Here is a 12,836-nt window from a genome sequence, read left to right on the forward strand (position 1 = left end):
TAATCCTCTTCTTTTGACATATTTCGTATATACCTCGCTTTGTTTCATGAAATGAATTTGATTACGTTTTAACGCTGTGCTTGTGGGTTCGTTTCAATCGCACAGCAACCAAACTCATAATCAGAGCAGCAATGAACAGAAATACGGTCACACCTGCAATGACAACAAAGAAGGATTGGTCAAATGCAGCAAAGGCGGCATTTTTGAGCGATTCAGCAGACGCAGTAGGCAAGCTTTCGGCAGCGATAAGTGCTTCATCCAGACTGTCTTTCGCATTGGCTGGCACACTAATTCCCACAGGGATCTTCATAGCGAGTGTGTAGAAAAGGGTCGACATGCTGCCGATGATTGCAATACCGGATGCTCCGCCCAACTCATAACCCACTTCCTCAATGGAAGCGGCCATACCCGCTTTGTGTGGTGGGGCATAACTCATAATGGAATGTGATGCAGCGGTCATCCCTGATCCAAGACCTGCACCAAGCAGTGCCAAACCGATAATCTGCCCAGTGAACCCAGCATCGAAATACATCAGATACGTCCCCATGCCAAGGGCAGCGATGAAAAGAGTGAAGCTTTTGATATATACAACATCCACACGGTGCATAATGGCCCCCGTAACAGGTCCGGCGATGAGTGCTGCAACAGGTATGGACACGGTGAATAGTCCAGCCTGAAGAGGTGACATGCCTTCCACCAGTTGAAGCCGCTGAGTGACCATATATTGCACACCCATTTGTGCAAACAAGCCAACCAGTGCGGTAATAAAGCCGGTGCTGAATCTTGGGATTTTGAATAAGGACAGATCCAGCAGTGGATTGGGACTGTTATTCTGACGGCGAATAAAGATGATCAGGGACAGAACACCGACAACAGCAGCAATGATAGCGAGTGTGAGAGATCCTTCGCGTCTTGTGAATTCCTTAATGGAATAGATAATTCCGACCATGGCAATCATGATCTGAATGGAACTGGTGAAGTCCCACTTTTTCGAGGTATCCCCTTGATGTTTAGGGATCATTTTCAAGGCGAATACAAACGCGATAATGGCTATGGGCAGGTTAATCAGAAACACAGAACCCCACGAGAAGTGTTGAAGAAGCAGTCCACCAACAATCGGTCCCAATCCAGCACCACCTGATGCAATGGAACCCCAGATGCCGATTGCCAGTGCGAGTTCTCGCTCATTCGTAAACGTAACTCTGATAATCGACAATGTTGCTGGCATCATCATGGAGGCACCTACGGCTAGAAGAATTCTGCTCATGACTAGCACAGCCGGTACTGGAGAAAAGGCAGCAGCAAGAGAAGCAGCAGAAAAGACGACCAAGCCCAAGGTAAATATTTTTTTATGACCAAGACGGTCCCCGAGTGTTCCCATTGCAGGAAGAAGACCCGCCATGACAAGGGAGTAACCGTTCAGAATCCATAATTTCTCCGAAGCAGATGCACCGAGATCATGGGTCAAGCTGGGTAGGGCTGTGTACAGGATGGTCATATCCATCACAATGAGTAATAGTGCACTTGAGACAATAACAAGAATCATCCAACGTTTGAATTTAGACATGTTTCCCTCCGACGATATGAATAACTTACAATTCAAGACTAAACTATCGGGTAACCCTATAGTCAAACTTTTCTTTACACACTATAATGCATTTATATTGATAAAACTTAGACTACATATGTACATGGAGGGCCCATAGATGGCTGGACATCACGCACAACACTTTACCACCAGTGAATTTGCCAAGATCTGCGGAGTGACCAAACATACCTTGTTTCATTATGACGAGATTGGGCTGTTAAAGCCTGAATATACCAATGCCAAGGGCTACCGCTATTATGGTATGCAACAAACGTATGTGCTGGATGTCATACATGTGCTGAAGAAGGCAGGAAGCTCACTCCAAGAGATTAAGTCGTTTATCCAAAATCAGAATACACCATTGTTAATTGAGCTGTTTGAACAGAAATTAAAGGCACTTGAGTTGGAACAACAACGAATCAAACGCATGCAAAAGCTGCTAAGTGGTGCAATAGAAATGACGAAACAAGCCACGGATGCTTCTCCTGAAGGGCTGCATATCGAACAATGTGAGCTGGAGTATTTTATTGCTGTACAACTGGAGCAAGGGGACGGGGATAAGGAATTCTTCCGTAAGTTCATTGAATACAGGACCCATTGTGATGAACAGATGATCGACTATGAGTTTCCGGTATGGACGATCTTAACTCAGGAGCACTATGAGGCAGGAGAATACTATCCGGATTACTTTGGCAACAAAATAAAAGCTCCCATTCCAGGGGAAATGATATGGATTAAGCCAAAAGGGATGTATGCCGTCATGAATCATCGAGGTTCATACGAAAGCATGCCAGAGACGTATTCCCTCATGAAAGAGGAGATAGAAAAAGAGGGACTGCAAGTCTGTGGACATGTGTATGCACTGGACCTGCTCACTTATTTTGCAGAAAGTAATCCCGATGAGTACATCATCAAAATTTACGTAGAGGTGTGTAAGCCATTAAACACAATGGTTTAACGGTACGGGGATGGAAGATGAGATCGAGGCTACGCTGTCTTGACCCATATCGTATTCCATGTTAAGTTTTCTGTATTAAATTTTGAACTTTCAAAGGGGGGATAGAGTCATGACTGAATTAGAGGTTGTGGATGTTTATGTGGACCTGTCAACAAACATGAACAGTGGCATGGTTCACAATATGACTAATCAGAATCCGACACTTTGTCCTCCTATGCATAGATCTACTTGGCGCTGAGTGGTTTATCGCCAGGTTTCTTTATTGTATAAGCGAATCTAAATTCTGATTATGTTCAAATATTAAAGTGAGGGAATCCATGCCATGTTCCATGGTGAAATCCCGTCAGTTTACTTTTATATTTCACATAAAAAGGATGATATGCATGTCTTTAATCAACGTTACCAACCTGACCTTTGCTTATGAAGGCAGTTACGATAATATATTTGAAAATGTCAGTTTTCAGTTGGACTCCGATTGGAAATTGGGTTTTACCGGAAGGAACGGCAGAGGCAAAACGACATTCCTCAATCTGTTGCTTGGCAAATATGAATACAGCGGACATATCTCTGCGAATGTTAGCTTTGAATACTTTCCTTTCCAGGTAGAAAATAAGGGAGCCATGACCGTTGATGTCATCGGCGAGATTCATCCTGAATATCTGCACTGGCAAGTTGTGCGCGAGCTTAACCTGTTAAAAGTGTCAGAAGATGTGTTGTATCGGCCTTTTGATACGTTATCCAACGGAGAACAAACAAAGGTGATGCTGGCTGCTTTGTTCCTGAAGGATAATCGGTTTTTGCTCATAGATGAACCTACCAATCATCTTGATCTCCATGCAAGACAAATCGTCAGTAATTATCTTGGTAGCAAGAGTGGATTTATTTTGGTATCTCACGATCGATCCTTTCTGGATCACAGCGTGGACCATATCCTTTCCATCAATAAAAGTAACATCGAGATTCAGAAAGGCAATTTCTCCGCTTGGTGGGAAAATAAAAGAAGGCAAGATCAGTTTGAACTTGCGAGTAATGAGAAATTAATAAAGGATATCAAGCGTTTATCCGATTCAGCCAAACGGACCGGTGGATGGTCGCATGAAGTTGAAAAGACCAAAAATGGTACGAAAAATTCCGGCTCCAAGGTGGATAAAGGATATATTGGGCACAAGGCTGCCAAAATGATGAAACGTTCCAAAAATATCGAACAAAGGCAGCAATCTGCGATTCAAGAGAAATCCAAACTTCTCAAAAACATCGAGAGTGCAGAACGTTTACAGATTCATCAGCTGGATTTTCACAAGCAGGAACTTGTTGAATTGGAACATGTGTCGATATCATACGGCTCCAATACGGTGTGTAAGAATGTCAGTATCACGGTTGAAAAAGGGGATCGTATTGCCCTGTACGGTAAAAATGGATCCGGCAAATCAAGCATTCTTAAACTGATCTGTGGTGAAGATATCCCTTATACAGGTCTTTTCCGAAAGGATCATCAGCTTAAAATCTCGTATGTGTCGCAGGACACGTCCGATCTCGGAGGGCATTTATCTGAGTATGCGGCCACACAGGGGATTGATGAAAGCCTGTTTAAATCGATACTTCGAAAGTTGGATTTTTCCAGACTGCAATTGGAGAAAGATATCTCAACGTTTAGCGCAGGTCAAAAAAAGAAAGTGCTCATTGCTAAAAGTCTTAGTGAGAAAGCTCATCTGCATATTTGGGATGAACCACTCAACTTTGTAGATGTCATTTCACGTATGCAGATCGAAGATTTACTCTTGGAATACTCGCCAACCCTGCTTTTTGTAGAGCATGATCGTGAATTTTGTACAAATATTGCAACGAGAATCATCGAACTGTAAGTAACGTGAAAGATAACCATGTTAAGAGCCGCCAAATGGCGGCTTTTAGTATTACTCGTGAGGAAGTATGCTATAATTTTATAATCTCATCCAATCATTTGATGGATGACTAGATCAATTGTAGACTAATTCGCCAAGAGGTGTAATACCAATGAAAAAGGAAATGACAACAATCAAACAAACCAGGCTCCATTCCATTTTGGACGAGGCCACCAAATTGCTGATTGAAAAACCGAATGCTTCCATGAATGAAATTGCGGAATCTGCAAAAATCGGAATCGCTACGTTACATCGATACGTGGAAAGCCGCGAACAGCTTATGGTATATCTCGGATTACGCGCAATCGAGGTGGTCAGTGAGACCATGAAAGAAATCCAACTGGATGAGGAGCATTGTGAAAAGTACATACCTGAGCTGATCGAGGCGTTGATTCCATTAGGCGACAAAATTTATTTTCTGGCTCATGACACCACCATTAACTATAATCCCGAGATTGAGGGAGCAGATCTGAAACTGAGAGAACCTGTATTACACGCGGTCGGTCTGTTACAACAGAAAGGTTATTTCCGCTCCGATCTCGATAAAACCTGGATTGTCGATGTGTTGTATTCCATCATGTTCCTGACGTGGCAGCAGGTTGTAAGTGGTCATATCGCGAGAAAAGCAGCCCCTGCGCTTGTGGTGGATACGTTTTATCATGGATTTAAGCAGCGATAGGTCAGGGTCTATCCAATGAAAAACAATAGATTTTAATACGAAAACACCCTCAAAGAATCAACTGTATCGTTAGATACACAGACTCTTTGAGGGTGTTTTTTTGCGTTCACAACAGCGTTTCTCAGTGCGCAAGCTGCAAAGACATGATTTTCTCACATATTCAAATATTAACAGAGTTCAGAATTTAAGATTTTCAGTTTACAAAAAATGATATAAATTTCTAGTAGATTCAAATCATTACCAAATAAAGACAAAATATTCAAGTGAGGGGGCCGGACAGAAACACCAGCAATTGTGCAGTTCGAATCAGCTTATGTACTCATTCCATCAACCCAAATCAGGAGGGATTCCATGCTTTACACCATTATTGTGCCAGTCAACCAGGACTATAACATTTTGAACCTGTTCACAGATTCGCTACTCCGGACGGTAAGCCCATCCACTCAGATTATTTTCATCAACGATGGTTCCGGCTCAGCAGTCTTTCAACATCTGGATAAACTGAAGCAAGAAGTAAGAGAAGGTGTGACCATCGAGATTCTTCAGCATGATTTTCCACTCGGTTGCGCCGTGTCGATTAATAGCGCACTGAGCCTAGCCAAGGGAGAGTACATTTTCTTCCTGGATTCTGACACCATTCTTCAACCGAACTGGCAACCGATGATGAAAGAGACACTGGATAGCGATATTACGATTGGCATGATTGGGGGCGTTCTGTTGTATCCGCAAACAGGAGGCGTGCAGCATTGCGGCATTGCTTTTGCGGACACCATCGGCCGACACCTGTTCCTGAACGCATCTCCTGATGATATCCCGAAAGAAACCTTCTCTGTTCAACTGGTGGTGTTCGCCATGTTTGGCATGAAGCGGGAGGTGTATGAGACCATCGGTAACCTCGATGAGAAGTTCTTTAACGGATACGAGGACTTTGATTATCAGATGCGGGCACGAGCTGCCGGATACGATACGGTCATTAACCCGAATATTCAAGCGTATCACTGGGAACGCAGCAGCGGGATTCACCGCAACTTCAACCGCAAGAACAATCTGGCACGCTTCTGGAAAAAGTGGGGCGGTCAAATCGAGGCTGATGTATGGCCATTCGTTTTCAGTCATCTGAAAGCACAGCTGGAAAGCCAAGAGGAATACCAGCATCTGCCGATTGTCGGGATTGACCTTGCCGAGGTTCGAAGTGATGCCGATACATTCTGGACCAAGTTGGAGGAAGCCGAATTTGCAAATGTAGCCGAAGTACGGGACTATTCAAACCGCTTTAATTCCAATGGGGCCATCTGGCTGCCACAGGTACTAGGCAAGGAACTGATTCATAGTGAGAACCGGTTACTGTTTTTGGTGGACAATTTCGCCCGTTTGCTGGAGAACCGCTACTGGATTGAGATGAGACATGCTCATCGAGCCAAGGATCTGATCATTGATCTGTATGGCAATGTGATCACGATGGATCGCATATACGATGGATGCTGGCCTGGAACCAAAGTTCGGTAATTCACTCACAACGAAAATAAACAGGGAGGTACTTAAAGTGAAAGAAAAAGAGAGCACGCTCGATCGTGCCGTACGGTTTACCCGTAATCTGGAGTGGTTGGAACAAGTCGAGAAGGTAATTCCGAGCGGATGCAGCACTTTAGCCAAAGCACCTGAACGTTTATTTCCGGGCCATACACCCGTATGTTGTGCAGAGGCTTATAACTCCCGATTTACAGATATCGACGGGAATGAATGGCTGGATTGCGAAATGGCCATGGGTACGGCGCCATGGGGCCATGCCAGACATGAAGTCCAATTAACCGTCATTCACCAGTTGAAAAAAGGGACAAGCTTTTCTTTACCTGCCGACATCGAGCTTGAATGTGCCGAGTTGATTCTGGAGCGGTTCGAGGGTCGTTATCCATCGCTGCGCTTCACCAAGAGTGGTGCTGATGCAGTGAGTGGGGCCGTGCGTCTGGCCCGTGCCGCTAGTGGCAAAAGCAAGGTTATTGCGACAGCTTATCATGGGTGGCACGACTGGTCTGCCTACGGTTATTATGGTGGCCAGACGAAAGAACGTGGCATCCCGGTGGATATCGAGCGTTCAACGATCTGGGTTAACAAGCCTACTACGGAGCGAATTGAGGCTCAGATTACCGCGTCTCCCGAGGATATCGCATGTATTGTTCTATGCCCCAACGAGTGGAAAAAGGATGCGCTGGAGGAAGCCGTAAACCTATGTCGGTCTCTGGACATCATTATCATATTCGATGAGGTAACTTCCGGTATTCGAATGGGCAAGCAGGCTACAGCAGGAGAATATGACATCTGGCCTGATCTGCTCTGTATCTCTAAAGGTATGGCCAACGGTTTACCGCTCGCAGCGGTTATGGGGCCTGAGCACTTGATGTCTTTGTCAGGACAGGTCAGATTCAGTAATGCCCATTCCAGTGAAACGACAGCGCTCGCGGCAGCTATTGCCTGTGAACGATTAATGAAAAATGCGAAAGTATGGCCGACTTGGCGTGATCCGGCAACCCGGATCATGGATCGTCTGGAATCTGAACTTGTGTTACTCGGATTGACGGATCAATTGGAAGTGAGAGGGACTTATGCAAGCTTCTGCATTCAATCCTTGGCTGAAGATAACTTCCAAACCGATCCTTTCCGCGAGTTCATGGTGAAGAGAATGGCTCACTTCGGCATTTTCACCAAAGGATACTTTATTTTCTCTGATGCCCATACACGGGAAGAATTGCTATGGGTCGAGGAAGCGCTGTTGCAGATCCTGTCAGACTGGAAAGAGATTCAGAAGCAGGAACATCTTCATGCGATGCAACTTTCGAAAACGTTTGAAGCTTAATCCATAGATCATAATCAACAATCGACTAGGAGGAATTATTCAATGAAAGCACTCGTATATCAGGATCTCAAACAGGTGACTTACCAGGAGATTGAGGAGCCAACCATTCAAAAGCCAAACCAGGTAAAAATTAAAATCTATGGTTCCGGCATCTGCGGGACAGATCTGAATATTGTCAAAGGCAAAGTGCCGGCGAATAAAGGAACGATCATTGGTCATGAAGGCGTAGGCACAGTGGTTGAGGTGGGCGACGACGTTCGTGGTTTCAAGATCGGTGATCGGGTATTGGTTGATCCCACGCAATCTTGCGGTACCTGCTCATACTGCCGTGAGGGTCTGTTCATCTACTGCGAGAATTTTGATGACTATCAAGTAGGGATGACGACACACGGAACCTTTGCTGAATATTTTGTTGGGGACGAAAAGTATATCTATGCCATTCCGGATTCCATGAGTTGGGAAACGGCCATGATGATCGAACCACTGGGATGTGTACTTCAGACGTTCATGAAAGCAGGGACTAAGCCAAGTGACTCTGTACTGGTCCTCGGTTCTGGAGCAATCGGTTCCCTGTGTCAGCTAGTTAGCAAACGATTGGCAAGGCTTACCGTAGGCACGGAAGTTGATCCATACCGCAAAGAGTTCGCTTCAGGGATCGCGGATCATGTGTTCTATCCTCAGGATCTGACGCTGGATAAAGTATATGAGATCAATAATAACAAAAAGTTTGATATTGTAGTGGACGCGGTTGGTAACCAGCTTCATGTAGGGTTTGAGCTGATTGCCAAAGGCGGAAAAATTATTCCTATGGGATATGACGACAGCTATGAGGTGACGTTCAAATCAACAGCCGTGATTAATGATGGCATTAGTATCATTGGCGCAGTGGCTAATCACTCGATGATCAGTACGGCACTGAAATTTGCCCAAAGCATCCCGGAACTGGAACAGATGGTGACAGCCAAGGAACTGCTGAGTGATTATGAACAGGCCTTTAATGGAACGATTGGTTATGACATGCATACTGGAGAGAAGTTGCCGATGAATTCGGTCAAAACAGCTCTTATCCTATAAGAGGTACGATAAGCATGTAGACATTAGCGGGTTTGCCGCTGCGAGAAGTTTGAATTCGCAGCGGTGAAAACCGCAGAAGGAAGGGATATCGATTGAAATTGCTTCAAGATTTGCCGAAGAATCCACGCTACTCCATTTTACTCGAACCGGTATGGGCCATTCCGGGCACGATCGTTCTCTTTTACGCTCCTTTATATATGAAGGAAGCCGGACTTTCGGACATAGAAATCGGTTTAATCAATTCGGTGAATCTTTATTTTGCCTTTATCTTTCAATTGTTTGCGGGTTCCATTACGAATAAGCTGGGCCGGAAACGAACAACACTGATTTTTGATCTGCTTGCCTGGAGTGTTCCCATGTTCATCTGGGCCTTCTCCCAGAACTTCTGGCTGTTCCTGATCGCTTATTTACTGAATGCAACATCCAAGTTTGTAACGGTCGCCTTTAACTGTCTGATCATAGAGGATGTGGAGGAACACAAACGATCCAAGGTATTCGCCATTCTCAACATGATTATTACAGGGGCAGGTGTACTCACGCCTATTGCCGGGGTGGTCATTGCTGATTATGGTATTGTGCCTACACTCGCCAGCATTTACTTTGTCGGAGGCATCCTCATGACCGCCATGTTCTTCATTCGTAACCGATACACGGATGAGACCGAGGTCGGCAAGGAACTTATGGGATTGCATAGTAAAACCCGCGTGCTTCAGAGCTTGGGTTCCAGTCTGCGCCTGTTTGGCAAATCGTTCTACAAACGGAGACTTTTTCCGATTATTCTGATCACGGTGTTATCCAATCTGATTTTGCAGCTGAATTTCTTCCAGGTCATTTTCTTCAAGGAACAGTTGAAGTTTGATGACCGTGTCATTTCGTTTATCCCAGTAGTGACTGCGGTGACCGTCATGCTGCTCTATTTGGTCATCATTCCGCGATTGAAACGGCGTTCGGAGGAAAAGTATGTTGGTTTTTCTATCGTGCTTAGCACGGCCGGAGCCATTCTGTTTCTGTTGATCCCTGTGGGGAATATAGGGATGTTGTTTCTCACGCTAATCGTGCTCGCTGCGGGTAACTTCATTTTGCAGACGTACCGGGATTCCCTGCTGATGAACCGATTGGGTACGCATGAGAAAGCCGATATGTTCTCGGCCGTGCAGACCGTCATGACGCTTACAGCCATTCCATCCGGTTACCTGACGGGCCTGCTCTACCATCACAATCCAACACTGTTATTCAGCGTCATTCTTGGTCTATATGTTGTACTCATGGTCATCATGTTCTTCCTACCAGATCCGCAAAAGCACTCCCAAGTGCTGGAACCTTACAAAAATATGTAGAAAAAGGGGTTTACTGTATCTGGAGCGAATATGTAGTACAGAAAAAAACTAGTAAATGCATGTTCAAAAAGAGCGGTTTTCAGTACCGAGAAGATGGGATGAAGCTAGAAATGGAGTAGCGGAGCGTAGATAGAGCTACGTGAGCAACGGACATTTCGGCTGAATGCCATATTCGATGCTGATGATGCCACTAGGCATCCTTCGTAATCAAAAGCGGACTTTTTGAACTACCTCTAGAACATATTTTAACTTGGGAGGCTGCTAACAAATGACTAACGTAATGACAACAGAAGCGCGGAAGCAATGGAGCTGGATGAACGAGCCCGATATCTGGTCCTATACGGATCAGGGAGGTGTGCTGGTGGAAGCGAAGGCGGACACCGACTTTTTCCAAGATCCAGCGGGCAAGCACATTCGTGCAACCGCACCATTTCTGTCCATGCCTGTGCCTGGCGATTTCGAAATCACAACCCAATTAACCGTTGATATGAAAAATCAATATGATTCCGGATGTCTGATGGTGATGGCGGATGATCTTAACTGGTGCAAAATTTGTTTTGAGTATGATGGCAAAGTGCCTACCATCGTGTCGGTAGTGACACGTGATGGTTCATCCGATGATTGCAATTCGTTTGAAGTCTCCGTACCTAATCCCTATCTGCGTATACGCAAAGTAGAGGGCTGCATATCATTCTTTTATTCACCTGATGGGGATGAGTGGAAACTAATTCGTTATTTCGGCATGCCGATACAAGGGGAACTTCGAGCTGGATTAGTTGTTCAGTCGCCAACTGGAACGGGCTGTACGTGTCATTTTTTATCCGTGAACGTTACTCATCCGGACTTGACCGCACGTTTCTAATCCGCTCCCCTGGCCGATCACTGGAGGGAGAACAGGTTCATGGTAAAAGCATTTATATTTGATTTTGATGGACTCATTGTCGATACAGAGACACCTTGGTATTATGCGTTTCGGGATATTTATGAAGAGCACGGAGTTGAACTTGGTCTGGAGCTATGGTCGAAAAATGTGGGGACATCCTTTGAGGAGTTTCATCCATTTCTGTATCTGGAGCAAGCGCTCCAAAAAAAGATAGATCATGATCATATCAAACTGCTCTCTGAACAGAAATACGAAGTCTATTTGGGACAGGCTTCCATTCTTCCAGGGGTGTATGAATTGCTTCAGTCTGCGAGGGAGAAGGGGATTCAGCTTGCGGTTGCTTCCAGCTCTACACGGGACTGGGTGCATGGTTACTTGCAGAAATTAGGCATTTTCGATTATTTCACAGTCGTTCATACATCCGAGGATGTGAAGCGAGTGAAACCGGAACCTGAACTGTACCTTCTTGCTCTCCAGAGTCTTGGGATCGAGGCTTCCGAAGCGATTGTGTTCGAAGACTCACCTAATGGCTTGAAGGCAGCCAATGCAGCAGGTATTCGGTGTATCATCGTACCTAACGAGGTAACGCGTGGTCTGGAATTCGCCATGCATGAACTGCGGTTATCCTCGCTGGCCGAGATCGATATGGAGGCGCTTTAATCCAGATACTGCTTGCGTAGCTCGATAGGGGAGATCCCTTCGTATTTTTTGAACACTGATCCAAAGTAACTGGCACTGTTGAAACCAACGGCTTTGGCTATTTCATGAGCGGTCGTAGCGTTATTTTCGATGAGCATTTCCTTGGCTTTCAACAACCGATATCGCATCAGATATTCCAATGGAGTCATTTGAAATTCTTTTTTGAATATCCGATTGAGGTGCTGCTCGGTAACGTCCATCTGTTCAGCCAACATGGGGAGAGAAATATCCTGATGATAATTTTGTTTGATAAAAGTAATGAGTTCATCCAATCTTAATCGGGCATCAGAACGTTCGTAAGCACTATAGCGTTCACCTTCAATGGTTAATCTGACCAAAAGCATGTACAGTAATGCGGATACGTGCCAGATCTGATCCTTGTGCCGGGACTGCAGCGCCAACGTAATTTCACGCAACAGGATATGAAGCATTCCATCCGGCTTGAAGGCGCGCAGCTCCCCGATCTGCAAGGTATGCAAGAACCGTGGCAATAAATAGCCATTGAAAGACAGACAATCAAATCGTAATGAATCACTCAGATTGTGGTAACGGTAGGTTACCTCCGGGAACAAAATGAGAGCGGTCCCTTTTTTGATCGAAAATTCATGATTCTTTGCTGCGATTCGCCCTGTTCCTCCGATGCACTGTACAATGCTGTAATCCCGCGAATGGTCGCTCCAATTCATCAATTCATCAACGGTCAACTGGTTTTGCCCTGTAATCATGAGCGGCATATCGGTATCCAGCGGATTCCCCATACTAGGTTTCGGCATCGTCGTGTTATTCCTCTTTTCGTTAAAGGATCATGTGCGTAAGTGGCGTGGTTACAGCGTTAAAAGAAACCTAGAAAGAATTATATTACATAA

The 12,836-nt window shown here is 45.1% G+C and carries 11 protein-coding genes; 9 read left to right on the forward strand and 2 right to left on the reverse strand.

The window, feature by feature from the left end; genetic code table 11:
• Positions 1-61: 61 nt before the first annotated feature.
• On the reverse strand, positions 62-1,567 hold the full coding sequence (locus NST38_RS14190; RefSeq protein ID WP_341343998.1) for an MFS transporter: 1,506 nt from the start codon (positions 1,565-1,567) through the stop codon (positions 62-64).
• 139 nt (positions 1,568-1,706) lie between these two features.
• Here NST38_RS14190 and NST38_RS14195 point away from each other — a divergent pair, with 139 nt between their 5' ends.
• The 9 genes from NST38_RS14195 to NST38_RS14235 all read left to right on the forward strand — a co-directional run bounded on the left by NST38_RS14195 (position 1,707) and on the right by NST38_RS14235 (position 11,931).
• On the forward strand, positions 1,707-2,546 hold the full coding sequence (locus NST38_RS14195) for a MerR family transcriptional regulator (protein ID WP_341343999.1): 840 nt from the start codon (positions 1,707-1,709) through the stop codon (positions 2,544-2,546).
• Between the two features lie 383 nt (positions 2,547-2,929).
• A complete protein-coding gene (locus tag NST38_RS14200; protein WP_341344000.1) occupies positions 2,930-4,408 on the forward strand; it encodes an Lsa family ABC-F type ribosomal protection protein in 1,479 nt (492 codons plus the stop codon).
• A 151-nt stretch (positions 4,409-4,559) separates the two neighbouring features.
• Positions 4,560-5,126, forward strand: a complete 567-nt coding sequence (locus NST38_RS14205) for a TetR/AcrR family transcriptional regulator (protein ID WP_036608234.1) — start codon at positions 4,560-4,562, stop codon at positions 5,124-5,126.
• 351 nt (positions 5,127-5,477) lie between these two features.
• Positions 5,478-6,632, forward strand: coding sequence for a glycosyltransferase family 2 protein (locus NST38_RS14210; RefSeq protein WP_017688647.1), 1,155 nt, complete (start codon positions 5,478-5,480; stop codon positions 6,630-6,632).
• 37 nt (positions 6,633-6,669) lie between these two features.
• On the forward strand, positions 6,670-7,977 hold the full coding sequence (locus NST38_RS14215) for an aminotransferase class III-fold pyridoxal phosphate-dependent enzyme (protein ID WP_338708741.1): 1,308 nt from the start codon (positions 6,670-6,672) through the stop codon (positions 7,975-7,977).
• Between the two features lie 42 nt (positions 7,978-8,019).
• The gene (locus tag NST38_RS14220; protein WP_036608226.1) at positions 8,020-9,051 is read left to right on the forward strand and encodes a zinc-dependent alcohol dehydrogenase; all 1,032 of its coding nucleotides are present in this window, start codon (positions 8,020-8,022) and stop codon (positions 9,049-9,051) included.
• Positions 9,052-9,143: 92 nt separating this feature from the next.
• On the forward strand, positions 9,144-10,388 hold the full coding sequence (locus NST38_RS14225; RefSeq protein ID WP_051449724.1) for an MFS transporter: 1,245 nt from the start codon (positions 9,144-9,146) through the stop codon (positions 10,386-10,388).
• Between the two features lie 268 nt (positions 10,389-10,656).
• Positions 10,657-11,250, forward strand: a complete 594-nt coding sequence (locus NST38_RS14230; protein WP_051449725.1) for a DUF1349 domain-containing protein — start codon at positions 10,657-10,659, stop codon at positions 11,248-11,250.
• A 39-nt stretch (positions 11,251-11,289) separates the two neighbouring features.
• Entirely contained in the window at positions 11,290-11,931 is a 642-nt protein-coding gene (locus NST38_RS14235; RefSeq protein ID WP_076249419.1) for an HAD family hydrolase, read from the forward strand.
• Here NST38_RS14235 and NST38_RS14240 read toward each other — a convergent pair.
• A complete protein-coding gene (locus tag NST38_RS14240; protein ID WP_076249418.1) occupies positions 11,928-12,743 on the reverse strand; it encodes an AraC family transcriptional regulator in 816 nt (271 codons plus the stop codon). The genes NST38_RS14235 and NST38_RS14240 overlap by 4 nt on opposite strands.
• Between the last annotated feature and the right edge of the window lie 93 nt (positions 12,744-12,836).

Origin of the sequence: Paenibacillus sp. FSL H8-0104 (assembly GCF_038050215.1) — a bacterium.
GTDB lineage: Bacteria > Bacillota > Bacilli > Paenibacillales > Paenibacillaceae > Paenibacillus > Paenibacillus amylolyticus.

Excerpts from the sequence above, each read along its gene's own strand:
- NST38_RS14190 (WP_341343998.1), bottom strand. The coding sequence starts at position 1,567 with ATGTCTAAATTCAAACGTTGGATGATTCTTGTTATTGTCTCAAGTGCA.
- NST38_RS14210 (WP_017688647.1), top strand. The coding sequence starts at position 5,478 with ATGCTTTACACCATTATTGTGCCAGTCAACCAGGACTATAACATTTTG.
- NST38_RS14235 (WP_076249419.1), top strand. The coding sequence starts at position 11,290 with ATGGTAAAAGCATTTATATTTGATTTTGATGGACTCATTGTCGATACA.
- NST38_RS14200 (WP_341344000.1), top strand. The coding sequence starts at position 2,930 with ATGTCTTTAATCAACGTTACCAACCTGACCTTTGCTTATGAAGGCAGT.
- NST38_RS14205 (WP_036608234.1), top strand. The coding sequence starts at position 4,560 with ATGAAAAAGGAAATGACAACAATCAAACAAACCAGGCTCCATTCCATT.
- NST38_RS14230 (WP_051449725.1), top strand. The coding sequence starts at position 10,657 with ATGACTAACGTAATGACAACAGAAGCGCGGAAGCAATGGAGCTGGATG.
- NST38_RS14220 (WP_036608226.1), top strand. The coding sequence starts at position 8,020 with ATGAAAGCACTCGTATATCAGGATCTCAAACAGGTGACTTACCAGGAG.
- NST38_RS14240 (WP_076249418.1), bottom strand. The coding sequence starts at position 12,743 with ATGCCGAAACCTAGTATGGGGAATCCGCTGGATACCGATATGCCGCTC.
- NST38_RS14195 (WP_341343999.1), top strand. The coding sequence starts at position 1,707 with ATGGCTGGACATCACGCACAACACTTTACCACCAGTGAATTTGCCAAG.